The following is a 22,735-nucleotide window of genomic DNA, read 5'->3' on the forward strand; positions in this document are numbered from 1 at the left end:
CCAGTGGACGCACGTGGTGTGTCGTGCCGGTGGCTCGAGACTGGGCTCGCGCCTCCGGCGGGTCACCGCCCGCCGATCACTCGGCGGCGGCGGTGGCCTCGTCGGTCTGCGGGGCCTGGGCCTCCGGCTGCTCGCCGGACGCGGCCGGCTCGCTCGCGGGGCGCTGGTCGTGCTGCTCGCGGGAGCGACGCTGCTCGGCCTTGGCCTCCGCCTTCTTCTTGGTCGGGCCGATCACCATGATCATGTTGCGGCCGTCCTGCTTCGGGGCCGACTCGACGAAGCCGAGCTCGGCGATGTCGTCGGCGAGACGCTCGAGCAGGCGGCGACCGAGCTCGGGACGCGACTGCTCGCGACCGCGGAACATGATCGTCACCTTGACCTTGTCGCCGGCCTTGAGGAACCGCTCGACGTGGCCCTTCTTGGTGCCGTAGTCGTGCGGGTCGATCTTCGGACGGAGCTTGATCTCCTTGATGACCGTGTTGACCTGGTTCTTGCGCGCTTCCCGTGCCTTCATGGCGGCTTCGTACTTGAACTTGCCGAAGTCCATGAGCTTGGCGACCGGCGGCTTGGCCATGGGGGCCACCTCGACGAGGTCGAGGTTCGCCTCCTCGGCCAGACGCAGCGCGTCCTCGACGCGGACGATGCCGACCTGCTCGCCGTTGGGGCCAACCAAGCGCACTTCCGGGACCCGGATGCGCTCGTTGATGCGAGGCTCGCTGATGTGGTGCTCCTAAGTTCGATGAATGGTGTGACCAGACGGGGTGGTGCCTGTCCTGCTGCGACCACAACGAGAAAAGGGCTCCCCGTGTGTGCACGAGGAGCCCAAGGGTCGCGTATGCCGGACGGTCGCCGTCGCGTCACACGGCTCGAGGCGCATGCCGCGGACGGCATCCGGTCGAGCAGACCTTGACCCGGCGACCGTGAGGTCGACGCGGGTGGAAGCGAGCTTCTCTTGCACGTCGTCACCGGCCTCCGCCGGAGCGGGAGCATGGGTGACGGCTGGTCAGTGCTCCATGCTAGCAGTCGTGACGCCGTGCTCCGAATCGGTGGCGGCGCCGCCGCTCGCCCGCCGGCCCGACCTCCGAGTGGTGCGCGACCCGATGAGGCCGGCGACGGCGACGAGGACACCGAGCGCGGACACGACGAGGAACCCCCACTGCCAGCCGCCCTGGTCGATCGCGAAGCCGGCCACGGGGGCGCCGACGGCCGAGCCGGCCGTCATGGCCGACCCGTGCCAGCCCATCATCTCTCCCCGGAACCGCTCCGGGACCTGACGGCTCAGCTGCTCGACCGTCGCCGTGATGGTCGGGGCGCACAGGAAGCCGGACACCGTGATGAGCACGGCGAAGCTCGGCACGCCGACGGCAAGGGCGACGGGGGCGGTCGTGGCCGCCAGCCCACCCAGGAGCCAGAAGACGGAGAAGGACCGGTGCCAGGCGCCGTAGAGGATGCCGCCCACGAGGGACCCGGCGCCCCAGAGCGCGAGGACCCAGCCGATCGAGCCGGTGGCCCCGAAGGAGCGCAGCGCGGCGACGATGCCCACGTCGGTGCCGCTGAGGACCAGGGTCGAGCAGGCGGCGGCGAGGTAGACCGCGGCGACCGGGACCGTGATGAAGCCGCGGACCCGCCGGCTCGGCGCGGGGTCGTCGGGAACGGCCGGGGCGGCGATGGACTCGGCCCGGGCGGCCTCGCCCTGCTCGTCCAGGGCACCGGACTCCCCCGTCGGCCCACGGTCGGCGCCGGCGTCTCCGTGACCGGGCTCCGACGTCAGGCGAGGGTTGACGACCCACAGGACGAGTCCCGCTGCGGCGGAGGCGAGCTCGCACACGAGCAGGGCCCACGCCGTGTCCCAGGACGTCGCGAGCCACACGCCGATGGCGGGACCTGCCATGAACGACAGCTCGGTCGCCGACGAGTCGAGCGAGAGGGCCGTGCGGCGCTGCTCGCTCGGCACCGACCGGATGATGACCTGGCGCAGGATCGAGAAGGTCGGCACGACGAAGAGCCCGGCGAGCGCCGCGAAGGCGACGAGCGGGGCGTAGCCCACCCACGGCGCGATCGACCAGCAGACGACCTGGACCACGAGAGAGGGACCGACGGTGCGGCGCAGGCCGATCCGGTCGAGCAGGCGGCCTCGCCACGGGCCCGAGACGGCGATGGCGACGGTCGACGCGGCGGTGACCAGGCCCGCCGCGCCGTAGCTGCGCCCGAGGGACGACACGACGTGGAGGGTGAGGATCACCCCGCCCGCCCACATGGGCACGCGGATGAGGAAGCCGAGCAGCAGCGCGTTGCGCGTGTCCCGGTTGGCCAGCACCGGCCGGTAGGCCCCCAGATCCATGGCGCCAGCCTGTCACCTCGCGCCGACGGTCCGCACGCGGGTTTGCCGGACGGGACGCGCGGGAGGTGTCGGCCGGCATACTCCCGGGGTCTTGTGACGGCTGGGCGACAGGTGAAGGGTGGGGGCATGGCAAAGACGCCCGGCAGATCAGACCTTCCTGCGGCCCCCAACCCCGCCTCGCCGCAGGACATCCGCAACGTCGTGCTGGTCGGACCCGGCGGGGCCGGAAAGACCGCACTCTTCGAGGCGCTCGTCGCGGCACGTGTCCCCGGTCAGCGCACCGGTACGGGTGACCACGTCCGCACCACGACCCTCACCGCCGCCTCGTTCGAGTCCGGCCCGGTCACCCTCAACCTCCTGGACACCCCCGGCTACCCCGACTTCGTCGGGGACCTCCGCGCCGGTCTCCGGGCCGCCGACGCCGCGGTCTTCGTCATCTCGGGCGCCGACGACATCGACCGACCCGTGTCGCTGCTGTGGCGTGAGTGCGCGGCCGTCGGCATGCCACGAGCGGTCGTCGTGACGCACCTCGACCAGCCGCGCGCCGACTTCGCCGCGACCGTCGAGACGTGTCGTCGCACGTTCGGCGACGCCCGGGCCACGCACTGGCCCGTCGTCGAGGACGGCTCGGTCACCGGGGTCGTGGGCCTGCTGACCGGCGAGACGTCCGACGAGCACGAGGACGCGAGGTCCGCCCTCATCGAGTCCGTCATCGAGGAGTCCGAGGACGCGACCCTGCTCGACCGCTACCTCGAGGGCGAGACCATCGACACCGAGTCGCTGCTCGGCGACCTGCGCACCGCCATCGCGCAGGGAACCTTCTTCCCCATCGTCCCGGTGTCACCGCTCACCGGCGCGGGCGTCGAGGAGCTGCTCGCGATGGTCGAGCAGGCCTTCCCCGACCCGACCGTGCACCCGCTCCCGGCCGTCACCTCACCCGTCGGTGGTCCCGTGTCCGGGGTGGCGTGCGACCCGTCCCAGCCACTCGTGGCCGAGGTCGTGCGCACGACGACCGACCCCTACGTCGGGCGCCTGTCGCTCGTGCGGGTCTTCTCGGGGACGCTGCGGGTCGACGAGACCGTGCACGTCTCGGGTCACCTCGGGGACTTCGTCGGGCACGAGGTCGCCGGCCACCCGGCCCACGACGACGACGAGCGCGTGGGCCCGCTCGCGTCACCTTTCGTCGACGGGCACCGCCCGCGGGGCACCGCCATCGCCGGTGACCTCGTGCTCGTGACCAAGCTGACCCGGGCCGAGACCTCCGACACCCTCTCCTCGGTCGACCGGCCCGCGGTCGTCGCCCCGTGGCTGCTGCCCGAGCCGCAGCTGCCCGTCGCGATCCGCGCCGCGACGAAGTCCGACGACGACAAGCTCGGTGGCGCCCTGCAGCGACTCGTGGCCGAGGACGTGACGATGCGCATGGAGCACTCCCACGAGACCGACCAGGTGGTCCTCTGGACGATGGGCCAGGCGCACGTCGACGACCTCATCGGCCAGCTCGCCGAGCGCTACGGCGTCACCGTGACGGCCGAGCCCTACCGGACCTCGCTGCGCGAGACCTTCGTGCGCCGGTGCTCGGTGCAGGGCCGCCACGTCAAGCAGTCGGGCGGCCACGGACAGTACGCCGTGTGCTCGATCGACATCGAGCCGCTCCCGCGGGGCGCGGGCTTCGAGTTCGTCGACAAGGTCGTCGGCGGCTCTGTGCCGCGCCAGTTCATCCCGTCCGTCGAGAAGGGCGCCCGGCTCCAGCTCGAGAAGGGGCTGCTCACCGGCCACCCGGTCGTCGACGTGCGCGTCACGCTCACCGACGGCAAGTCGCACTCCGTCGACTCGTCCGACGTGGCCTTCCAGACGGCCGCGGCGCTGGCCCTCAAGGAGGCCGCGAACGCCTCGACGATGGCACTGCTCGAGCCGATCGACCGCGTCGACATCACCATCGCCGACGAGTACCTCGGCGCGGTGATGTCGGACCTGCGTGGACGGCGGGGCCAGGTGCTCGGCACCGAGCCGGCCGACGGGATGGGCCCCGAGGGCGGCTGGACCGTCGTGCACGCCGAGGTGCCGCAGGCCGAGCTGTCGCGCTATCCCATCGACCTGCGCTCGGTGTCGCACGGCACCGGGTCGTTCGTGCGCGAGCCGCTGCGCCACGACCTGCTGCCGGCCGACAAGGCCAAGGAGCTGCTCGGGGGCTGAGCGGCGCGAGGACGTGCGAGCACGTGCGAGAACGGAGGAGGGCGGGCGCCGCAGCACCCGCCCTCCTCCGATGCGTCCGTCGGACGTCCGGGTCGTGCGCCTCAGAGGCGGACGACCATCTTGCCGACGTTCTCCCCGCGCAGGACGCCGAGGAAGGCGTCGACCGCGTGGTCGATCCCGTCGCCGAACGTCTCGCGCGATGTGAGCGTGCCCTCCGCGATCCACCCGGCCGCGCGCTGGGCGTACTCGCCGGCGAGGTCCCAGTGGTCGCCGACGAGGAAGCCCGTGATGGTGCCGCGGGTCTGGATGAGGCGCGCCAGGTTGCGCGGCCCCGGGGCCGGCTCGGTGTTGTTGTAGACCGAGATCGCGCCGCAGATCGCGATCCGGCCGCCGAGGCGCAGCGAGCCGATCGCGGCCTCGAGGTGGTCGCCGCCGACGTTGTCGAAGTAGACGTCGATGCCGTCGGGTGCCGCCTCGCGGAGCAGGTCGGAGACACGGCCGTCCTTGTAGTTGAACGCGGCGTCGAAACCGAGGTCGTGCAGGAGGTGGTCGACCTTCTCCTGGGAGCCGGCACTGCCGATGACACGGCTCGCGCCGAGCGCCTTGGCGATCTGCCCGACGACGCTGCCCACGGCGCCTGCGGCGCCGGACACGAAGACGACGTCGCCCTCCTTGATCCGGGCGACGCGCGTCAGGCCGGCGTATGCCGTGAGGCCGGTCATGCCCAGCACGCCGAGGTAGGCGGACGCCGGGGCCACCGACGTGTCGACGACGCGGACGGCGGGGCCGTCGACGACGGCCTCCTCGCGCCAGCCGAGGCCGTGCAGGACGTGGTCGCCGACGGCGACGCCGTCGGCCCGCGACTCGGTGACGACGCCGACCGCGCCGCCGTGCATGGCCTCGCCCAACGCATACGGCTCGGCGTAGGACTTGGCGTCGCTCATCCGACCCCGCATGTAGGGGTCGACCGACATGACCTCGTTGCGGACGCGGACCTGGCCGTCGGCGAGGTCGACGGGCGCGCTCTCGACGAGGGCGAAGTCGTCAGGGGTGGGCCAGCCGACGGGGCGGCTGACGAGCTGGACCTCACGGGGGTTGGTCATCGGGTCTCCTTCTGGGACAGGGGTGCTGGGTCGTTGCGTGTGGCGCCGGCGGTCAGTCGACGACGATCTCGACGGGGATGTTGCCACGCGTGGCGTTGGAGTAGGGGCACACCTGGTGTGCGGTGTCGACGAGCTCACGGGCCAGCTGGGGGTCGAGGCCCTCGGGCAGCTCGACGTGGAGGACGACCCCGAGTCCGAAGCCGGTGCCCGACGACCCGGAGAGGCTGACGTCGGCGGTCACGGCGACGTCGAAGTCCTCGACGCGGCGCTTGCGCGCGACGAGCCCGAGAGCGCTCGCGAAGCACGCGGCATACCCCGCGGCGAAGAGCTGCTCGGGATTCGTGCCGTCCCCGCTGCCGCCGAGCTCGCGGGGTGCGGCGAGCGTGACGTCGAGGCGGCCGTCGGAGGTGACGGCACGGCCCTCACGTCCGGAGGCGGTGGCCGAGGCGACGTACTGGGCGGTCTGGGTGGTGGTGCTCATCGATGCTCCTTGTATTGCCAACAATTAAATTGTGCGCAATTTGATAGTACGCTTGGGTCATGAGCCCGTCCAATCCACCGTCCGCCGCGACCGGCACCCTGAGCCTCGAGCAGCAGATCTGCTACGCCATGCACACGACCGTGCGCGCCTTCGACGCCGTCTACCGCGAGCTGCTGTCGGAGCACGGGCTCTCCTACCCGCAGTACATCGCCCTCATGGCGGTCGGCGAGCACGGGCCGCTCACCGTGAGCCGTCTCGGCGAGCACCTGCGCCTCGACTCGGGGACGCTGTCGCCGCTGCTCAAGCGGATGGAGGCAGCCGGGCTCGTGGAACGCGTCCGCGACCCCGAGGACGAGCGCCGCGTCCTCGTGTCGGCGACCGCCGCGGGCCGCGCCCGCCTCGCGGGCCTCGGCGACCTGCCGCACCAGATCGCGGTCCGCAGCGGGCTCTCGCGGCAGGAGCTGCTGGACCTGCACCGCACGCTCCGCCAGGTCACCGAACGGCTCGACACCGGGGTCTGAACGCGTCCGGGTCGACCGGCAGGGCCACCTCAGGAGGGCAGCACGATCGAGACGGCGTGGATGAGCATCCCGATGAGCCCGCCGACGAGGGTGCCGTTGATGCGGATGAACTGCAGGTCGCGACCCACCTGGAGCTCGACGCGCTCGGCCGTCTCCTTGCCGTCCCAGCGGTCGACGGTGTCGCTGATGATCCTCGTCAGCTCGGTGCCGTAGCGGTCGATCGCGTAGATCGTCGCGTCGCAGATGCGGGTGTCGATGCGCTCGCGCAACGACGCGTCGGCGAGCAGCCGCTCGGCCAGCGCCGCCACCTCGGTGACGGCGCGGGCGCGCACCGGCCCGTCCTCGTCCTCGAGGGCGGCGACGACGACGGCGCGGAGCGAGCCCCACAGCGACATCGCCGTGTCGGCCACCTGCGGGTGCGACAGGACCCGTTCCTTGAGGCGCTCGGCCTTGACCTGCGTCACCGGGTCGTGCTGGAGGTCGTCGGCGAGGTCGATGAGCAGCTTGTCGAGCGCGAGGCGCACGTCGTGCCGCGGGTCGTTGCGGATGTCGGCGAGCCACTTGAGCGCCTCGACGTGGACCTTGCGGGCCACGATGTCGTTGATCGCGTCGGGCACCCACGCCGGAGCACGCTGCGTGATGAGCGACTCGAAGACGTCCTCGTTGTCGACGAGCCAGACGCGGACCTCGTCGAGCGCGAGGTCGACGAGGCCGACGTGCGCCTCGTCGCGCACCACCTGGTCGAGCAGCCCACCGGCCAGGGAGCTGATCGGCTCCTGCGCGAGACGCGGGAGCAGGGCCTGCTCGATGACGGCGCGGACGTCCTCGTCGGGGATGCGGTGCAGCGCGTGGACCGTGACCGTGGCCACCTCGTCGACGAGCCGCTTCGCGTGACCGGGGGCAAGGGCCCACTCGGCCGCCCGCCGGGTGGGCTCGGCGTCGAGCACCCGCTCACGGATGATGTCCTCGCGCATGAAGTTCTCGCTGACGAACTCCTCGAGGCTGCGCCCGATCATCTCCTTCTTGCGCGGGATGAGGGCCGTGTGCGGGATCGGCAGGCCGAGCGGGTGCCGGAAGATCGCGGTCACGGCGAACCAGTCGGCGCAGGCGCCGACCATCGAGGCCTCGGCACCGGCGTTGACGAAGCCGAGCAGGCCGTCGTCGTGTCCGCGGGTGAGGACGTAGACGATGGCGGCGAACACGAGGAGCCCGGTGGCGACGAGCCGCATCTGCCGGAGGTCACGGCGGCGCTGGGCGTCGAGGGCCGGGTCGACGATGAAGCCAAGAGGGCCGCTGGCGCCTCCCGACCGTCCGCTCGAGCGTCCGCCCGACCGCCCGCCGGAACGGCCGGGGCCGGTCGAGGCGTCGCGGGCTGCTGCGGCGCCGCCCGTCGCGGGAGGGACCTCGGGGTCGCGCTCCCGAGTCGCCTGGGGTGTGGTGTCCACGTCCGGCACCTCCACGGGTGATGTGCTCAGCGCGCCGCTTCGAGCGCGAAGGTCAGAGCATCGATCCTCGCACGGGTCTCGCCGTCGGTCGCGATGCGCTCCCCGATCCGTGTCGCGACGGCCCCGACGAGGGCGGCGTCGAGGCCCGGCTCGAGGGTCAGCACGACCCGCAGCACGCCGGCCCCAGCCGGGTCTCCGGCCTCCAGTCGGTGGCTCGTGACCTGCGGCTCGCGCTCGACGGCCGCTCGCACGGCCGCCGCGACATGGGCGTCCCGGTGGCTGGGCTCCCACGCCCGCTCCTGCGCGAGCGCCCACAGCATGCTCGGCCGCAGCACCGTCGCGTGGGACGAGGCGACGTCGACGAGGAGCACGTGGCAGTCCTCGCTGATCGCCGCCTGCGCGGCGGCGGCCGCGCGCACCGGCACGGGCCGGGCGCCGGCGTCCCACGCGGCGAGGCTCTCGAGGGAGGTGAACATCGGCAGCGCCCGCGACCCGTCGGGGGACGTCAGCGTGACGGCGGCCATGTCGCTGCGCGTGTCGACGGCGTGCGCCCCGGAGTCGTCGACCTCCGACGCCACGGCGACGACGGGCACGAGCCAGCGCGCCTGCGCGACGTGCTCCATGACGGCGGTCTCCGCGTCGTCGCCCGGGGTCGCGTGTGCCGCCACCAGCGCCGCGACGAGCGCCGCGTCGGCCGCGCCCGGGTCGCCGGAGAAGCCGTGGGACGGGATCGACTTGCCCTCCCACGCCTGGCCGGCCGAGTCGGCGGGACGACCCTGCTCGTCGTGACGGCCCGAGCCGGGCGCCGGTGTGGTCATGCGCCCGGGCGCCCGGCGACGTCGAGGGCCTCGGGCAGCGTGAACGCGCCGCGGTAGAGGGCCGAGCCGACGATGGCCCCCTCGACCCCGTCGCCGACGAGCTCGCGGATCGTCGCGATGTCCTCGAGGGTGGAGACGCCGCCGCTGGCGACGACCGGACGGTCCGTGCGGGCACACACGTCGCGGAGCAGGTCGACGTTGGGACCCTGGAGCATGCCGTCCTTGTTGACGTCGGTGACGACGTAGCGGGCACAGCCCTCGGCGTCGAGGCGCGCCAGCGTGTCCCACAGGTCCCCGCCCTCGCGGGTCCATCCCCGGGCCGCGAGCGTCGTCCCCCGGACGTCGAGGCCGATGGCGACGCGGTCACCGTGCGTGGCGATGATCGACGCCGTCCACTCGGGGTCCTCGAGCGCGGCGGTGCCGATGTTGACGCGGCGGCAGCCGGTGGCGAGCGCCGCGTCGAGGGAGTCCGTGTCGCGGATGCCACCGGAGAGCTCGACCTGCAGGTCGAGCCGGCCGACGATCGAGGCGATGAGCTCGCGGTTGCTGCCGCGACCGAATGCTGCGTCGAGGTCCACGAGGTGGATCCACTCGGCGCCCTGCTCCTGCCAGCGCAGCGCCGCCTCCCACGGGTCGCCGAACTCGCCACCGCTGCCGGCGACACCCTGGACCAGCTGGACGGCACGGCCACCGGCGATGTCGACGGCGGGCAGCAGCTCGAGATGGGGCTGGTCGGTCATGGCGTCGTGTGCTCCTCGGGTCGTGGTGTGGCCACCCGAGTATGCCGTGGGCCACCTCCCCCGTGCCGTCCGGCCCACGTCGTGGCCGGGTCGACGGGCACCCTCGACCTCGTCGGGGTCGGGTGTCACCTCACGCTGTCGGCGGGGCGGGGTCCACCGGCTCGCCGGACGCCCCGTCAGGACGCGTGTCCGTGCCCGCCGACAGGGCTGGGGGTGCGTCGGCAGCCGCCCCTGCGCCTTCCTCTGCAGCGCTGGGTGCGGCCGCGATCTCGGCCCGGTGACGCCAGAGGACGTAGCCCAGCCCGGCGACGACGACCACGACGACGAGGGCGATGCGCACCGACCACGACAGGTCGAGCAGGGTCGTGACGACCAGCGTGCCGAGCGCCGTGCCCACCGTCGTCGGCAGGCCCGGCTGGCTGCGCCGACGCCTCGGGTAGAGCGCGCCGGACGACGTTCGCCTCGCCGACGACGTGGTCCGCCTCGTCGTGCTCCTCGTCGTCCTGGCCGTGCGCTTCCTGCCCGCACTGCTCGCCGTCTTCCTCGTCGCCACGGGTCCACTCCTCGTCGAGGCCGCGGCCGCCGGTCAGTCGGCGGACGTCGGCACGGTCACAGGTCGCGGACCCAGTTCTCGAGCAGGTGCAGCCCAGCGTCGCCGGACTTCTCGGGGTGGAACTGGGTCGCGCTCAGGGGCCCATTCTCGACGGCGGCGACGAACTTCGCACCGTGGCGCGCCCACGTGACCGCAGGCGCGACGCGGGCGAAGGCGCCGGTGGCCTCGAGCGTCCACTGCTGCACCGCGTACGAGTGGACGAAGTAGAAGCGCTCGTGCTCGACGCCGGCGAAGAGACGCGAGCCCTCGGCGACCTCGACCTCGGACCAGCCCATGTGCGGCACGACGTCGGCCGGGAGCCGCTCGACGGTGCCGGGCCACTCCGCGAGCCCCTCGAGGGGGTGGTCGGAGGGCTCGGTCGAGCCGTCGAAGAGGGCCTGCATGCCGACGCAGACCCCGAGGACGGCTCGGCCGCCGCTGATCCGCCGGCCGATGATGCGGGGACCGTGCGCCGCCGCGAGTCCGGCGATGCAGGCGTGGAAGTTGCCGACACCTGGCACGAAGAGGCCGTCGGCCTCGAGCGCCCGGACGGGGTCGGACGTCAGGGTGACCGTGGCGCCGACGCGCTCGAGGGCGCGCACCGCCGAACGGACGTTGCCGCTGCCGTAGTCGAGGACGACGACGTCGGCGCTCATCGACGACCCACCATCGTCAGAGCGCTCCCTTGGCGCTCGGGATGCCGACGACGCGCGGGTCGGGAGCGATGGCGGCCCGGAGCGCCCGCGCCACGGCCTTGAACTGCGCCTCGACGATGTGGTGCGGGTCGCGGCCGGCGAGGACGCGCACGTGCAGGCAGAGGCCCGCGTTGTAGGCGAAGGACTCGAGGACGTGACGGGTCATCGAGCCGGTGAAGTGTCCACCGATGAGGGCGTACTGCTGCCCCTCCGGCTCGCCCTCGTGCACGACGTACGGACGGCCGGCGACGTCGACGACGGCGTGGCACAGCGCCTCGTCGAGCGGGACGGTGGCGTCACCGAAGCGGGAGATCCCGGACTTGTCTCCGAGCGCCTCGCGCAGGGCCTGTCCGAGGACGATCGCGGTGTCCTCGACCGTGTGGTGCACGTCGACGTCGACGTCACCGGTGGCCTTGACCGTGAGGTCGATGAGCGAGTGCTTGCTCAGCGAGTGGAGCATGTGGTCGTAGAACGGCACACCGGTCGAGATGTCGGACGTGCCGGTGCCGTCGAGGTCGAGCCAGAGCTCGACGGAGGACTCGGACGTCGCACGGCTGATCTTCGCGGTGCGGCTGGTGGGGCTCATGCGGATGGCTCCTGCCGGTCGGCGCTGCTGGGGAGGACGTGGGTGGGAGCGAGGCGGGTCATGGCCTCGAGGAATGCCGTCGTCTCGTGGGGGTTGCCCGCCGTGACGCGCAGGTGGTGGGCGATACCCATGTCGCGGACCAGGACTCCCTCGTCGAGCAGGGCGTTCCACGTGGCCTTCTCGTCGCGGAGTCCGCCGAAGAGGACGAAGTTGCTGTCGCTGGCGACGGGCCGCGCGCCGAGCTCGGCGAGACGGTCGACGATGCGGTCGCGCTGGTGCTTGATGACCTCGACCGTGCCGAGCATGACGTCGGCGTGCTCGAGCGCGATCCGGGCGATCGTCTGCGTCGGGCTGCTCAGGTGGTAGGGCAGCCGCACGAGACGGAGCGCGTCGACGAGCTCCGGGGCCGCGACGAGGTAGCCGAGGCGGCCGCCCGCGAAGGCGAACGCCTTGCTCATCGTGCGCGTCACGACGAGCCGAGGGTGCTCGGCGAGCAGCGTGAGCGCCGATCGCGTGCCGGGGCGGGCGAACTCGGCGTAGGCCTCGTCGACGACGACGACGGCGTTCGGGGCCGCGTCGAGCACGGCACCGATGACGTCGAACGGCAGCGCCGTGCCGGTCGGGTTGTTGGGCGAACAGAGGAAGACGATCGACGGGTCGTGCTCCCGCGCCTGCTGCGCTGCCGACTCCGCGGTGAGGTCGAAGGCATCGGGATCGGTTGCCGCAGAGCGAAGCCCGTCGACCCACGTCGTGCCGTGCGTCTCGCTGATGATGGGGTGCATCGAGTAGCTCGGCGTGAAGCCGAGCGCGACCCGGCCGTGGCCGCCGAAGGCCTGCACGATGTGCGAGAGCACCTCGTTGGAGCCGTTGCCGGCCCACACCTGCTCGGGCGTCACCGACACCCCCGACTGCTTCTCGAGGTATGCCGTCAGCGCCTTGCGCAGGTCGGTGAACTCGCGGTCGGGGTAGCGGTTGAGCGAGGCCACGTCGTCGGCGAGGGCCGCGACGACGGCGTCGACGACGACCTGCGGCACCGGGTAGGAGTTCTCGTTCGTGTTGAGCCGCACCGGCACGTCCAGCTGCGGCGCGCCGTACGGGGTGCGACCCCGCAGGTCGGGACGGAGCAGCCGCTGCACCTCGTCGGCGGCGCTCGGCCGTTCGCTCACCGGGGCACCTCGTCGCCGAACCGCGCCGTCACGGCCTCGCCGTGGGCCGGGAGGTCCTCGGCCTGGGCGAGCGTCACGACGTGGCGGGCGACGTCCCGCAGCGCGGGCTCGTCGTAGTCGACGACGTGGATGCCACGCAGGAAGGACTGCACGGACAGGCCGCTCGAGTGGCACGCGCAGCCGGCGGTGGGCAGCACGTGGTTGGACCCGGCGGCGTAGTCGCCGAGGCTGACCGGGCTGTGCGGACCGACGAAGACGGCACCCGCGTTGCGCACACGGGCAGCGACGCCCGCGGCGTCGCGCGTCTGGATCTCGAGGTGCTCGGCGGCATAGGCGTTGACGACCTCGAGGCCGGCGTCGACGTCGTCGACGAGGACGATGCGCGACTGCGTGCCCTCGAGGGCCTCGGTGACGCGCTCTGCGTGCTTCGTGGCGGGCACCCGGCGCGCCAGGGCACGTCGGGTCTCCTCTGCGAGCTCCTCACTGTCGGTGACGAGCACGGAGGCCGCGAGCGGGTCGTGCTCGGCCTGGCTCACGAGGTCGGCCGCCACGTGGTCGGGGTCGGCGGAGTCGTCGGCGAGGATCGCGATCTCGGTGGGGCCGGCCTCGGCATCGATGCCGATGAGCCCCTTGAGCAGTCGCTTGGCGGCGACGACCCAGATGTTGCCCGGCCCCGTGACGAGCGACACCGGGTCGCACACGACCTGCTCACCGTCGACGTCGCCCCACTGCGGGTCGTCGTCGACGAAGCCGTGCGCGAACATCGCGACCGCCTGGGCGCCGCCGACGGCATACACCTCGTCGACGCCGAGCAGGGCGCACGCCGCGAGGATCGTCGGGTTGGGGTAGCCGGCGAACTCGCCGACGTTCTCGCGCTGCGGCGGCGAGGCGACGGCCAGCGAGCCGACCTCCGCGAGCTGGGCCGGGACGACGTTCATGATGACGCTGCTCGGGTAGACCGCGAGGCCACCGGGCACGTAGAGGCCGACGCGGTCGACGGGGACCCAGCGCTCGGTCACGGTGCCGCCGGGCACGACCTCGGTGGTCGTGTCGGTGCGGCGCTGGTCGGCGTGGACGATGCGGGCGCGACGGATCGACTCCTCGAGCGCGGCACGCAGGTCGGGGTCGAGGCGGTCGAGGGCGGACTGCAGCACGGCCCGCGGCACCCGCAGGTGGGTCGGCCGGACGCCGTCGAACCGCTCGCCGAGGTCGCGCAGTGCGGCGGCCCCGCGATGCTCGACGTCCTCGCAGATCGGCCGCACCTGCTCGAGGGCTGCCGTGACGTCGAACTCGGCTCGTGGCAGGGCCTTGCGCAGGAAGCGCACGTCGAGCGTGCGACCGCGCAGGTCGAGGGAGGACATCATGGGTCACCAGTCTAGAAGGCGTCGCGCGGGGCGCTGACCACTGTCCAGGGTGCGGAGCGAGCGGCGCAGGGACGACCGCTCGGCCTGCCGAATCTTGGACCGGCCCTGACGAAGGTCAGACCAACGACTGACCCGGCGTTCACGGGCGGTCCGCCACGCTCGTGCTGCCGCCGTCCGACCGGGCGAGAGGCGCACAAGCCCACCGACTTCCCGTCCCGACAGGAGAACCCGTGCCCGTCGTCATCCCCCGGCGTCGCATCGCAGCCGTCGTCACCGGCCTCGCCATCGCCCTCGTCCCACCGAGCGTCGCCCTCACGAGCGCCGCCGGCGCGCCGGCCACGACCCTGCCGGTCCCCCACGTCGCCGCCGTGCCGGCCCTCGCCGCGGCTTCCCCGCTGACGGTCTCCCAGGCCATCGGCTCGCAGACCGGTCAGAGCGCCACCGTCCGCGGCTACGTCGTCGGACAGCCGACCGCGACGAGCACCGTCGTGCGGTCGGGCTTCCCCAACGACTACGCGCTCGCCATCGCCGACTCCGCCTCCGAGACGTCGACGAGCCGGATGCTCTACGTCCAGATCCCGTCCGCGTTCCGGTCCTCGTGGGGCCTGCGGAGCAACCCCTCGCTCATGGGACGCCAGCTCGACGTCACGGGTGCGCTGGCCGCGTACTTCTCCCACCCGGGCATGACCTCGACGAGCGCCTTCGCGTTCAGCGGCACGTCGACGACCACGACGACGAGCCCGACGAGCACGACGACGAGCCCGAGCCCCACCGGCACGACGAGCCCCTACGACTCGACGTACTACGCATCGGCCATCGGCAAGTCCGGCTCGGCGCTGCACACCGAGCTGCACCGGATCATCTCGAGCGGCGTCACGACCCTGACCTACGACCAGGTCTGGACCGCCCTCAAGGACACCGACCAGGACCCGAACAACACGAGCAACGTCGTCGAGATCTACTCGGGACGCTCGATCGCCAAGTCCGACAACGGCGGCGGCGTCGACCAGTGGAACCGCGAGCACGTCTGGGCCAAGAGCCACGGCGACTTCGGCACCGTCAACGGCCCCGGCACCGACGTGCACCACCTGCGTCCCGAGGACGTCACGGTCAACAGCACCCGCGGCAACCTCGACTTCGACCTCGGCGGGTCGGCGGTGTCGCAGTGCACCGGCTGCCTCAGCGACGGGGACTCCTTCGAGCCGCGGAACGCCGTCAAGGGCGACGTCGCCCGGATGATCCTCTACATGGCGGTGCGCTGGGACGGCGGTGACGGCTTCGCCGACCTCGAGCCCAACAACCTCGTCGGCAACGGCACCGCGCCCTACATCGGCAAGCTCTCGGTGCTCAAGCAGTGGAACCTGCAGGACCCGCCCGACGCGTTCGAGAAGCGCCGCAACCAGGTCATCTTCGACACCTGGCAGCACAACCGGAACCCGTTCATCGACCACCCGGAGTGGGTCACGGCGATCTACGGCTCCTGACCCGCGCCACGGTGCGGCCGGGGGACGGCCGGCTCACGACGTCTGGTCGATGAGCACGGCCGTCTCCCACGCCCACTGGCGCCACAGGTCGTAGCGGCCGGAACGACCACCGTGGCCTGCGGACATCTCGGTGCGGAAGAGGATCTGCGCCGGGTCGTCGACCTCGAGGTCGGCGTGGCGCAGCGCCGCGACCCACTTGGCCGGCTCGGTGACGTAGACGCGGGTGTCGTCGAGACCGGCCGTCACGAGCAGGCTCGGGTGACGCGTCGGCCGGACGTTCTCGTAGGGGCTGTAGGACTTCATGAGGGCGTACGCCGCGGGGTCCTCGAGGGGGTTGCCCCACTCCTCCCACTCGACGACGGTGAGCGGCAGGCTCGGGTCGAGCACCGTGTTCAGCGCGTCGACGAACGGCACCTGGGCGTGGACGAAGCGGAAGCGCTCGGGCGCGAGGTTGACGACGGCCCCCATGAGCAGGCCGCCGGCCGAGCCACCCTCTGCCGCAAGACGGTCCGGGGCGACGATCCCGGTCTCGACGAGATGGTCCGCGCAGGCGATGAGGTCGGTGAAGGTGTTGGGCTTCGCCTCGAGCTTGCCGTCGTCGTACCACGACCGCCCCATCTCCGAGCCGCCGCGCACGTGCGCGATGGCGAAGACCCAGCCGCGGTCGAGCAGCGAGAGGCGCAGGACCGAGAACCACGGGTCGCTCGAGATGCCGTAGGCGCCGTACGCGTTGAGCAGGCCGGGCGCCGTGCCGTCGGCCGTGACGTCGTGGCGGTGCACGACGGAGATCGGGATGCGGGTCCCGTCGGGCGCGGTGGCCCACTCGCGTCGCTGGCGGTACTGCGCCAGGTCGACGTCGCCGCGCACGTGCTGCTGCTTGAGGAGCGTGAAGGTGCGGGCGCGCACGTCGTAGTCCTCGACGGTGCGGGGCGTGACCAGGGACTCGTGGACCACCTGGAGCGTCGGCGTGTCCGCCTCGGGGTTGACGCCGACGTGGAGCGTGCCGATGGGCTCGCCGACGGCGATGTCGTGGGCCTCCCCCAGACCGTTCGGGGCCGCAGGGTCGCGCAGCACGACCCGCACGCCCGTGCCGCCCTCCCGTCGCAGCGAGACCGCGATGAAGTCGTCGAACCCCTCTGCGCCCGTGACGTACTCGTCGTCCGTCGTGACGCCCAACGGCACCCAGTCGTCGGCCGTCGTGCTCGTCACGGGAGCGGTGGCGAGCTCGAAGTTGACCCGGTTGGCGTTGTGCGTGACGAGCAGCTGGTCGCCGAAGGGCTCGATGTCGTACTCGACGCCCTGGCGGCGCTCGGCCACGACCCTGGGCGTCCCCAAGGGATCGTCGGCGTCGAGGAGGCGGAACTCGCTCGTCGTCTTGGACCCGATGGCGATGATGACGAGCCGGTCGTCGCGCGAGGTGCCCACCCCGACGAAGAAGCGCTCGTCGGTCTCCTCGTGGACGAGCACGTCCTCCTCGGCGGGGGTGCCCACCTCATGGCGCCACACCTGGTACGGACGCCAGGCGTCGTCGACCCGCGTGTAGAAGAAGTGTCCGGCGTCGAGCGACCACGCGAACGAGCCGCCGGTGCGGCGCACGACGTCGTCGAGGACCACGCCGTCCTCGATCCTGCGCACGCGCACGTCGTAGCGCTCGTCGCCGACGACGTCGACGGCATACGCGAGCAGGTCGCCGGACGGCGACACCTCGCTCACGCCGACCGCGAAGAACTCGTGGTGCCGGCCCTCCTCGTTCTGGTCGAGGAGCACCTGCTCACCGGCCGGCGGACCTCCGTCGTCGAGGGTCGGCCGCTGCGGGTGGTCGGCGACGAGCACCCGCGCCTCGACGGCGTACTGCTCCCCCTCGACCGTGCGCGAGTAGTACCACCAGCGGTCGTGGCGCACCGGCACCGACAGGTCGGTCTCCTCGATGCGCGAGCGGAACTCCTCGAAGACCTGCTCGGCGAGCGGACGCAGGTGCTCGGTGCGCTCGGTGGCGTGGGCGTTCTCGGCCGCGAGCAGCTCGCGCACCGCGGCCGAGTCCCGGTCGGCCATCCACGCGTAGGGGTCGTCGAAGCGGTCGCCGTGGTGCTCGCGGGCGACGGGGTCGCGCCGAGCGGTCGGGGGGTGCTGCATCCGCGCAGTCTAGGTCGCGGCGCCGTGCGGCGCGGCCGGTGCCTGAGCCGACCGGGTCGAAGACCTGGTCAGACGGCGCTGGGCGTCAGCCTGACGACGGCGATCCGTCGGCTCACCTTCGCCTGGTAGGCGTCGAAGTCGAAGACCCGGTCGTTGAGCTCGACCCAGAGCTGCTCCCGCTCCGGTCCGGTGACCTCCTCGCCGCGCACCGGCACCACCCGGCCGTCGACCTCCACCGTGCCCGGCCCACCGGCCCGGAGGTTGAGCCACCAGCCCGGCTCCCAGTCGGCGCCGCCGTTGGAGGCCACGACCAGCCAGTCGCCGTCACGTGCGAGGTGGAGGAGCGGTGTCGTGCGGTGCTGCCCGCTCCGGCGCCCGGTCGTCGTCAGCATGAGCAGGTCACCACCTCGGAAGCGGCGCAGCCCGAACCGCCGCACGACGACGTTCATGACCCGGTTGACCCGCACGAACAGTGCTCGCCTCATGCCGTCACGGTAGCCGCGGGCGGACCCGTGCGGGCTGCCGGAACACGACGAACGGCCCGGGATCCGAGGATCCCGGGCCGCACGTGTCGTGGGCGGTCAGTGGATGACGATCTGACCCTTCACGGCCTGCGTGCCGGAGTCGTAGGCCACGGAGCCCGAGGCGGCCGTCACGACGAGGCGGAACGTGTCGTTCCTGCCCTTGTCGGTCACGGTGACGACGGCACGGTAGCCGGCGGTCCCGTCGACCGTGACCGGGGCCGAGAACGTCGCCGTCGTGCCCGTCACGACGAGCCAGTCGAACGTCGTCGCGGCGACGGCGAAGGACGTGCCCGCGAGGCTGTACGTGAACGACCCTGACGGGACGGTGGCCCCGCGGCCGTAGGCGACGGACAGCTCGAGGCTGCCCTTGCCGCTGTGCGACGGGTTGTCGGCCAGAGCGCCGGCCGGGGACGCGATGGTGCCACCCCCGGTGACGAAACCGGCCGCGCGGTCGTAGACGACGACGGTCGTCGTGCCCGCGCCCGCGTTGCCCCACTGGTCCGTGACGGTGACGGTCACGGTGTAGATGCCGGCCGCGGTGTACACGTGGCTGCCGCTGACGGTGCCACCGGTCACGGTGCCCGCCGAGGACTGCCCGTCACCCCAGGCGATGCTCGCCGAGTGGGTGTCGAGGCGGTCGGCGTCGGTGAACGTCGCGCTGACGCCCGCCGGGGCGCCGACCGAGACGGCCGAGGTCGGCCCGGTGACGGTGCCGACGACCGGGGCGGCGTTGGTCAGGTCGAGCCCGACGACGACCGGGTCGTGGTCCGAGACGCGGAACTGGTCGGGCGCGTACAGGCTCGTGACCTGGGCCGCTGTCTTGAACTCGGTGTTGTAGTCGAGGATCGAGGGCTCGTCGGCGTTGACGTGCCAGTCGCCGACTCCCGTCACCTGGCTGGTGATCGACGCCGAGCCGAGCGCGTGGTCCAGGTAGCCCCACTGCCCGTCGAAGGCGTAGGAGTACGCCTCGCGCCCGTTGCGCTGCTCGATGAGGTTGGTGAAGCCGGCCTTCTCGAGCGTCGTGATCGGGTCCTCCTTGGCGTAGGAGTTCATGTCGCCGAGGATGAGGACGTCGGGGTCACCCGTGCCCGTCGGGTCGCCGGCCAGCCACGTGGCGAGCAGCTGTGCCGAGCGGACGCGGACCTCGGTGCAGTTGCCCTGGCCGTCGCCGGCGTCGGGCGTGTCGCACGCGCTTCCCTTGCTCTTGAGGTGGTTCGCGACGGCGACGAACGTGCCACCGGTCGTGTTGTCGCGGAACGCCTGGGCGAGCGAGGGACGGTTGCGGGGACCGGAGTCGCCGCCGTTGACGAAGTCGACGGAGTTGAGCGCCGCGGTCGTGCCCACCGGTGTCACCGCGCCCGGCTTGTAGAGCATGCCGACCTTGATGGCGTCGTTGCCGAGGGCGTCGGTCTGACCCGTGCGCGCGTCGGCGTCGATGAAGGCCCACGTGCCGGCGCCGTCCTTCTCGTTGAGCTTGCCGACGAGGAACTGCTCGGCGCTGTCGGCGCCGTAGCCGTCGTTCTCCATCTCCATGAAGGCGACGACGTCGGCCTGCGTGCCCGAGACGGCGGCCAGCGTCTTGTGCCACTGGCGGTCGAACTCCGTGGCGGTGTTGGCGCCTCGGCAGTCCATGGCCGCGCCGGTGAGCCCGCCACGACAGTTGTTGCCGGTCGTGTCGAGGGTGTTGAAGAAGTTGAGCAGGTTCATCCCGACGACGCGGGTGTCACCGCCGACGGCCGGCGGGGTCGTCGGTCGTGGGTTGGTCGGCTGGAAGTCGACCGTCGCCGCCGGGGACACCGGGCGGATGCGGTAGGCGTTGCCGCTCGCGGCGTTGCCGCCCCACGTGTAGTTGAGGACACCGGTCAGGTCGGTGACGGTGTCGCCCCCGCGCAGCGTGTTGGCCGCGGTGAGCGGCTGGCCGCCCCGACCGAAGACGATCGGGTCGACGTTCTGGGCCTGCGTCGTGTCGTCGAGGATGATCTTGCGCAGGTTGTTGGACGCCTGGAGCGCGGCGGCGGGGGCGCCCGGGGCGACGACGTTGGTCGGCTGCTCGAGGCGGCCGCCCTCCGAGAGCGTGACCTGGCCGAAGCGGCCGAGCTGGAAGTGCTCGGTGACGGACATGTCCTGCGGCAGGGTGACGAGCATGCCCTCGTAGCGCTCGAGCGCCGTCGGGCTCGCCACGGGGAACCGCACCTCGGTCGGGGCGACCGTGCCGGTGCCGCAGACCGTGATCGCGCCGGCGCTGACCTGGGTCTGGCCCTGGTTCTCGCCCGCGTTGCCCGTCACGGTGACGAGGTCACCGAGCTTGACCGTGTTGGCGTTGCTGCCCTCGAAGACGAAGATGCCGTCGGACGTCGCGGGGTCGCCGTCGCCGTTCGGGTCCTGGATGAAGAAGCCGCGCAGCGCGGGCGACGGGCCCTCGTAGTCGCCGACCACGACGCCGCGCGTCGTGACCGAGCCGGTGACCGCAGCCGTGTCACCGCTGCCCTGGATGGTCGGGATCGAGGTCGGGGTGACCTCGCACGGGCTGACGGCGGGGACCGAGAAGCGCACGACGACCTCGCTCGCCAGGGAGTCCGGCGGGTCGATGGCGTCCTGGTCGGTGACGGCGGACGCCGAGACCGTCAGGCTGCACGCGTCGCCGAGGGCGAAGTCGGCCGACGGGTCGAGCGTGAACGTCGAGGGACCGCCCGTGACGGCCAGCGTCTTGGCTCCCGAGAGGGAGCAGGTGACGGTGAAGGCTCCGGCGGCGTTGACCGGCTCGGAGAAGGTGACCGTGGGGCTCGCGTCGACCGCGACGTTCGAGGAGCCGTCGGCCGGGGTCGTCGAGGTCACGCTCGGGGCGACGTCGGTCGCCGGACCGCCGTCGACGGTGTGGGTGCCGAGGCCGTCGAAGGTGCCAGCAGGGAAGGAGTCCCACTCAGTGGCCGGGTCGAACGCGTCAGCACTGTTCGTGTCGCCGACAGTGATGCTCGACTTGCGCCGCAGCGTGTGGTCGGCCGTCGTCACGGGAGAGGTCCCCCACGCAGTGCCCGGGTCGACGCCGACCTGGCCGATCGAGTCGACGACGGTCGATCCCTTGCGCAGCTCGATGGCGTCGTCACCGTTGAAGGTCAGGGAGCCACTCAGCTGGTCAGCCGCGAGGATCGCCGGGTCGTTCGTCGTGCTGCTGTTGCCCACGAAGAAGGCGTCACCCGGCTGCACCGTGCCGACCAGGGCAATCGTCGAGTTCGACGAACCGCCGTTGATCGAGGTGTAGAGGCTGTAGGTGCCGGTGAGCGTCACCGGAGCACTCGTCGGGTTGTAGATCTCGATGGCCTTGTTGTTTCCGGTGGCCGGTTCGACGTACTCGCTGATGAACAGCTCCGTCGGGGCCGCCGCCGAGGCCGGTGCGGCCACGACGAAGGGGGTGACGCCCACGGCGAGTGCGGCGGTGGTGACCGCGGCGACCCGGCGCAGGGCAGGACGAGAATGACGCATGGATTTCCTCCCTGGGACCGGCTCTTCCGCGCGGTCTGCGGGTCACCCTAGACCGGAGCGGTCCGTCTCGCGCGTCGAGAGGCCCACGGGATCCTGAACACCCGGTGACATCGCGCGGTCGGCCCCGAGGCAGGCCCGGGGGCGGGTCTCAGGGCGCCGGCCAACGGCCGGGCCACCGGGCGAGGCGGCGTCGCGTCACGAACCGGCGCGGCGTCCCGTCGACGGGGTCGTCGAAGGCCAGCACGGCCGCGAGCAGCTGCAGCGGGGTGCTGAAGTCCTCCGCCGGCACGTCCCGCTCCACCGGGTAGAGGGGGTCGTCGACGATGGGGATGTCGAGCCCCTGGAGCTGGCACCGCAGCTGGTGCGTGCGCCCGGTGCGCGGCGTGAGGCGGTAGAGCCCCAGGTCCGCTCCCGACCCTCCGGGACCGGACGCGGTGCCCACGAGCTCGACGAGCGTCTCGGCGTTGGGCTCGGCCCCGTCGACCTCGTGCGCCTGGTGCGTGCCGTGCTCCTTGACGAGGTGCGTGCGCCGCACGAGGGGCAGGGCGAGCCCGTCGCGGACGGGCGCGACCGCGAGATACTCCTTGTGGGCGAGCGCCTCCGCGAAGACGCGTTGGTACGGGCCACGCCACCGCTGCTCGGTCGTGAACATCAGGACGCCTGCCGTGGGTCGGTCGAGCCGGTGGGCCGGGGTGAGGCGATGCTCGCCCGTCAGGACGCGGGCACGGGCCAGGGCGCTCTGCACGACGTGCCGACCCCGCGGCATCGTCGCCATGTCGTGGGGCTTGTCGACGACGACGATCCGCTCGTCGCGGTGCAGCACGACGAGCTCTTCGGGGTGCGCGACCTCGACCGGCAGGTCGCGGTGCGCCCACACGGCCGACTGGGGCACGAACGGGGCGTCCGCCGGCACCGGCGCTCCCGAGCCGTCGACGAACTCCCCGGCCTCGAGCATCCGGTCGACCTCGTCGGGCGTGAGCCCGGGCGCGAGCCGCTCGACGAGGTGGTCGCGCAGCGACGACCAAGGGCCTGACTGCGGCATCCGGAAACGCTGGGCGTCGACACCGTG

The 22,735-nt window shown here is 72.3% G+C and carries 19 protein-coding genes; 3 read left to right on the top strand and 16 right to left on the bottom strand.

The window, feature by feature from the left end; genetic code table 11:
* Nucleotides 1-76 precede the first annotated feature (76 nt).
* Together infC and ACSQ2D_RS12725 are read right to left on the bottom strand one after the other, a co-directional pair.
* Nucleotides 77-679, bottom strand: a complete 603-nt coding sequence (gene infC / locus ACSQ2D_RS12720; protein WP_435986303.1) for a translation initiation factor IF-3 — start codon at nt 677-679, stop codon at nt 77-79.
* A gap of 324 nt (nt 680-1,003) precedes the next feature.
* A complete protein-coding gene (locus tag ACSQ2D_RS12725) occupies nt 1,004-2,341 on the bottom strand; it encodes an MFS transporter (RefSeq protein WP_435986304.1) in 1,338 nt (445 codons plus the stop codon).
* Between the two features lie 126 nt (nt 2,342-2,467).
* On the opposite strand from ACSQ2D_RS12725, the gene ACSQ2D_RS12730 reads away from it, so the two are divergent.
* Entirely contained in the window at nt 2,468-4,534 is a 2,067-nt protein-coding gene (locus ACSQ2D_RS12730) for an elongation factor G-like protein EF-G2 (protein WP_435986305.1), read from the top strand.
* Between the two features lie 101 nt (nt 4,535-4,635).
* Here ACSQ2D_RS12730 and ACSQ2D_RS12735 read toward each other — a convergent pair whose 3' ends face one another.
* Nucleotides 4,636-5,637, bottom strand: a complete 1,002-nt coding sequence (locus ACSQ2D_RS12735; protein ID WP_435986306.1) for an NADP-dependent oxidoreductase — start codon at nt 5,635-5,637, stop codon at nt 4,636-4,638.
* A 52-nt stretch (nt 5,638-5,689) separates the two neighbouring features.
* Nucleotides 5,690-6,118 carry an organic hydroperoxide resistance protein gene (locus ACSQ2D_RS12740; RefSeq protein WP_435986307.1) on the bottom strand — a complete coding sequence of 143 codons (429 nt, stop codon included), beginning with the start codon at nt 6,116-6,118 and terminating at the stop codon, nt 5,690-5,692.
* A gap of 59 nt (nt 6,119-6,177) precedes the next feature.
* Here ACSQ2D_RS12740 and ACSQ2D_RS12745 point away from each other — a divergent pair, with 59 nt between their 5' ends.
* Nucleotides 6,178-6,639, top strand: coding sequence for a MarR family winged helix-turn-helix transcriptional regulator (locus ACSQ2D_RS12745; RefSeq protein WP_435986308.1), 462 nt, complete (start codon nt 6,178-6,180; stop codon nt 6,637-6,639).
* A gap of 29 nt (nt 6,640-6,668) precedes the next feature.
* On the opposite strand, the gene ACSQ2D_RS12750 is transcribed toward ACSQ2D_RS12745, so the two are convergent.
* The 8 genes from ACSQ2D_RS12750 to hisD all read right to left on the bottom strand — a co-directional run bounded on the left by ACSQ2D_RS12750 (nt 6,669) and on the right by hisD (nt 14,045).
* On the bottom strand, nt 6,669-8,084 hold the full coding sequence (locus ACSQ2D_RS12750) for a DUF445 domain-containing protein (RefSeq protein ID WP_435986309.1): 1,416 nt from the start codon (nt 8,082-8,084) through the stop codon (nt 6,669-6,671).
* 26 nt (nt 8,085-8,110) lie between these two features.
* Complete coding sequence (locus ACSQ2D_RS12755) at nt 8,111-8,902, bottom strand: SseB family protein (RefSeq protein WP_435986310.1); 792 nt, start codon at nt 8,900-8,902, stop codon at nt 8,111-8,113.
* Complete coding sequence (gene priA / locus ACSQ2D_RS12760; RefSeq protein ID WP_435986311.1) at nt 8,899-9,642, bottom strand: bifunctional 1-(5-phosphoribosyl)-5-((5-phosphoribosylamino)methylideneamino)imidazole-4-carboxamide isomerase/phosphoribosylanthranilate isomerase PriA; 744 nt, start codon at nt 9,640-9,642, stop codon at nt 8,899-8,901. Before priA ends, ACSQ2D_RS12755 begins: the two co-directional genes overlap by 4 nt.
* Nucleotides 9,643-9,772: 130 nt before the next feature.
* Complete coding sequence (locus ACSQ2D_RS12765; protein ID WP_435986312.1) at nt 9,773-10,195, bottom strand: hypothetical protein; 423 nt, start codon at nt 10,193-10,195, stop codon at nt 9,773-9,775.
* A 56-nt stretch (nt 10,196-10,251) separates the two neighbouring features.
* A complete protein-coding gene (hisH, locus tag ACSQ2D_RS12770) occupies nt 10,252-10,890 on the bottom strand; it encodes an imidazole glycerol phosphate synthase subunit HisH (protein WP_435986313.1) in 639 nt (212 codons plus the stop codon).
* A 16-nt stretch (nt 10,891-10,906) separates the two neighbouring features.
* Nucleotides 10,907-11,515, bottom strand: a complete 609-nt coding sequence (hisB, locus tag ACSQ2D_RS12775) for an imidazoleglycerol-phosphate dehydratase HisB (protein WP_435986314.1) — start codon at nt 11,513-11,515, stop codon at nt 10,907-10,909.
* Nucleotides 11,512-12,681, bottom strand: coding sequence for a histidinol-phosphate transaminase (locus ACSQ2D_RS12780; protein ID WP_435986315.1), 1,170 nt, complete (start codon nt 12,679-12,681; stop codon nt 11,512-11,514). The genes hisB and ACSQ2D_RS12780 overlap by 4 nt, the downstream gene beginning before the upstream one ends.
* Entirely contained in the window at nt 12,678-14,045 is a 1,368-nt protein-coding gene (gene hisD / locus ACSQ2D_RS12785) for a histidinol dehydrogenase (RefSeq protein ID WP_435986316.1), read from the bottom strand. Before hisD ends, ACSQ2D_RS12780 begins: the two co-directional genes overlap by 4 nt.
* Nucleotides 14,046-14,275: 230 nt before the next feature.
* Between hisD and ACSQ2D_RS12790 the strand changes: the two genes are divergently transcribed.
* Entirely contained in the window at nt 14,276-15,529 is a 1,254-nt protein-coding gene (locus ACSQ2D_RS12790) for an endonuclease (RefSeq protein ID WP_435986317.1), read from the top strand.
* Nucleotides 15,530-15,562: 33 nt separating this feature from the next.
* On the opposite strand, the gene ACSQ2D_RS12795 is transcribed toward ACSQ2D_RS12790, so the two are convergent.
* The 4 genes from ACSQ2D_RS12795 to ACSQ2D_RS12810 form a co-directional block, all read right to left on the bottom strand.
* The gene (locus tag ACSQ2D_RS12795; RefSeq protein ID WP_435986318.1) at nt 15,563-17,662 is read right to left on the bottom strand and encodes a S9 family peptidase; all 2,100 of its coding nucleotides are present in this window, start codon (nt 17,660-17,662) and stop codon (nt 15,563-15,565) included.
* Nucleotides 17,663-17,730: 68 nt separating this feature from the next.
* Nucleotides 17,731-18,147, bottom strand: coding sequence for a nitroreductase/quinone reductase family protein (locus ACSQ2D_RS12800; RefSeq protein WP_435986319.1), 417 nt, complete (start codon nt 18,145-18,147; stop codon nt 17,731-17,733).
* 96 nt (nt 18,148-18,243) lie between these two features.
* Nucleotides 18,244-21,666 carry an ExeM/NucH family extracellular endonuclease gene (locus tag ACSQ2D_RS12805; protein ID WP_435986320.1) on the bottom strand — a complete coding sequence of 1,141 codons (3,423 nt, stop codon included), beginning with the start codon at nt 21,664-21,666 and terminating at the stop codon, nt 18,244-18,246.
* Nucleotides 21,667-21,814: 148 nt separating this feature from the next.
* Nucleotides 21,815-22,708, bottom strand: coding sequence for a pseudouridine synthase (locus ACSQ2D_RS12810; protein ID WP_435986321.1), 894 nt, complete (start codon nt 22,706-22,708; stop codon nt 21,815-21,817).
* Between the last annotated feature and the right edge of the window lie 27 nt (nt 22,709-22,735).

Source organism: Terrabacter sp. LjRoot27, assembly GCF_964254175.1.
Classification (GTDB): domain Bacteria; phylum Actinomycetota; class Actinomycetes; order Actinomycetales; family Dermatophilaceae; genus Terrabacter.

Excerpts from the sequence above, each read along its gene's own strand:
- ACSQ2D_RS12725 (WP_435986304.1), bottom strand. The coding sequence starts at position 2,341 with ATGGATCTGGGGGCCTACCGGCCGGTGCTGGCCAACCGGGACACGCGC.
- ACSQ2D_RS12730 (WP_435986305.1), top strand. The coding sequence starts at position 2,468 with ATGGCAAAGACGCCCGGCAGATCAGACCTTCCTGCGGCCCCCAACCCC.
- ACSQ2D_RS12735 (WP_435986306.1), bottom strand. The coding sequence starts at position 5,637 with ATGACCAACCCCCGTGAGGTCCAGCTCGTCAGCCGCCCCGTCGGCTGG.
- ACSQ2D_RS12740 (WP_435986307.1), bottom strand. The coding sequence starts at position 6,118 with ATGAGCACCACCACCCAGACCGCCCAGTACGTCGCCTCGGCCACCGCC.
- ACSQ2D_RS12745 (WP_435986308.1), top strand. The coding sequence starts at position 6,178 with ATGAGCCCGTCCAATCCACCGTCCGCCGCGACCGGCACCCTGAGCCTC.
- ACSQ2D_RS12755 (WP_435986310.1), bottom strand. The coding sequence starts at position 8,902 with ATGACCACACCGGCGCCCGGCTCGGGCCGTCACGACGAGCAGGGTCGT.
- priA (WP_435986311.1), bottom strand. The coding sequence starts at position 9,642 with ATGACCGACCAGCCCCATCTCGAGCTGCTGCCCGCCGTCGACATCGCC.
- hisH (WP_435986313.1), bottom strand. The coding sequence starts at position 10,890 with ATGAGCGCCGACGTCGTCGTCCTCGACTACGGCAGCGGCAACGTCCGT.
- hisB (WP_435986314.1), bottom strand. The coding sequence starts at position 11,515 with ATGAGCCCCACCAGCCGCACCGCGAAGATCAGCCGTGCGACGTCCGAG.
- hisD (WP_435986316.1), bottom strand. The coding sequence starts at position 14,045 with ATGATGTCCTCCCTCGACCTGCGCGGTCGCACGCTCGACGTGCGCTTC.
- ACSQ2D_RS12795 (WP_435986318.1), bottom strand. The coding sequence starts at position 17,662 with ATGCAGCACCCCCCGACCGCTCGGCGCGACCCCGTCGCCCGCGAGCAC.
- ACSQ2D_RS12800 (WP_435986319.1), bottom strand. The coding sequence starts at position 18,147 with ATGAGGCGAGCACTGTTCGTGCGGGTCAACCGGGTCATGAACGTCGTC.
- ACSQ2D_RS12805 (WP_435986320.1), bottom strand. The coding sequence starts at position 21,666 with ATGCGTCATTCTCGTCCTGCCCTGCGCCGGGTCGCCGCGGTCACCACC.
- ACSQ2D_RS12810 (WP_435986321.1), bottom strand. The coding sequence starts at position 22,708 with ATGCCGCAGTCAGGCCCTTGGTCGTCGCTGCGCGACCACCTCGTCGAG.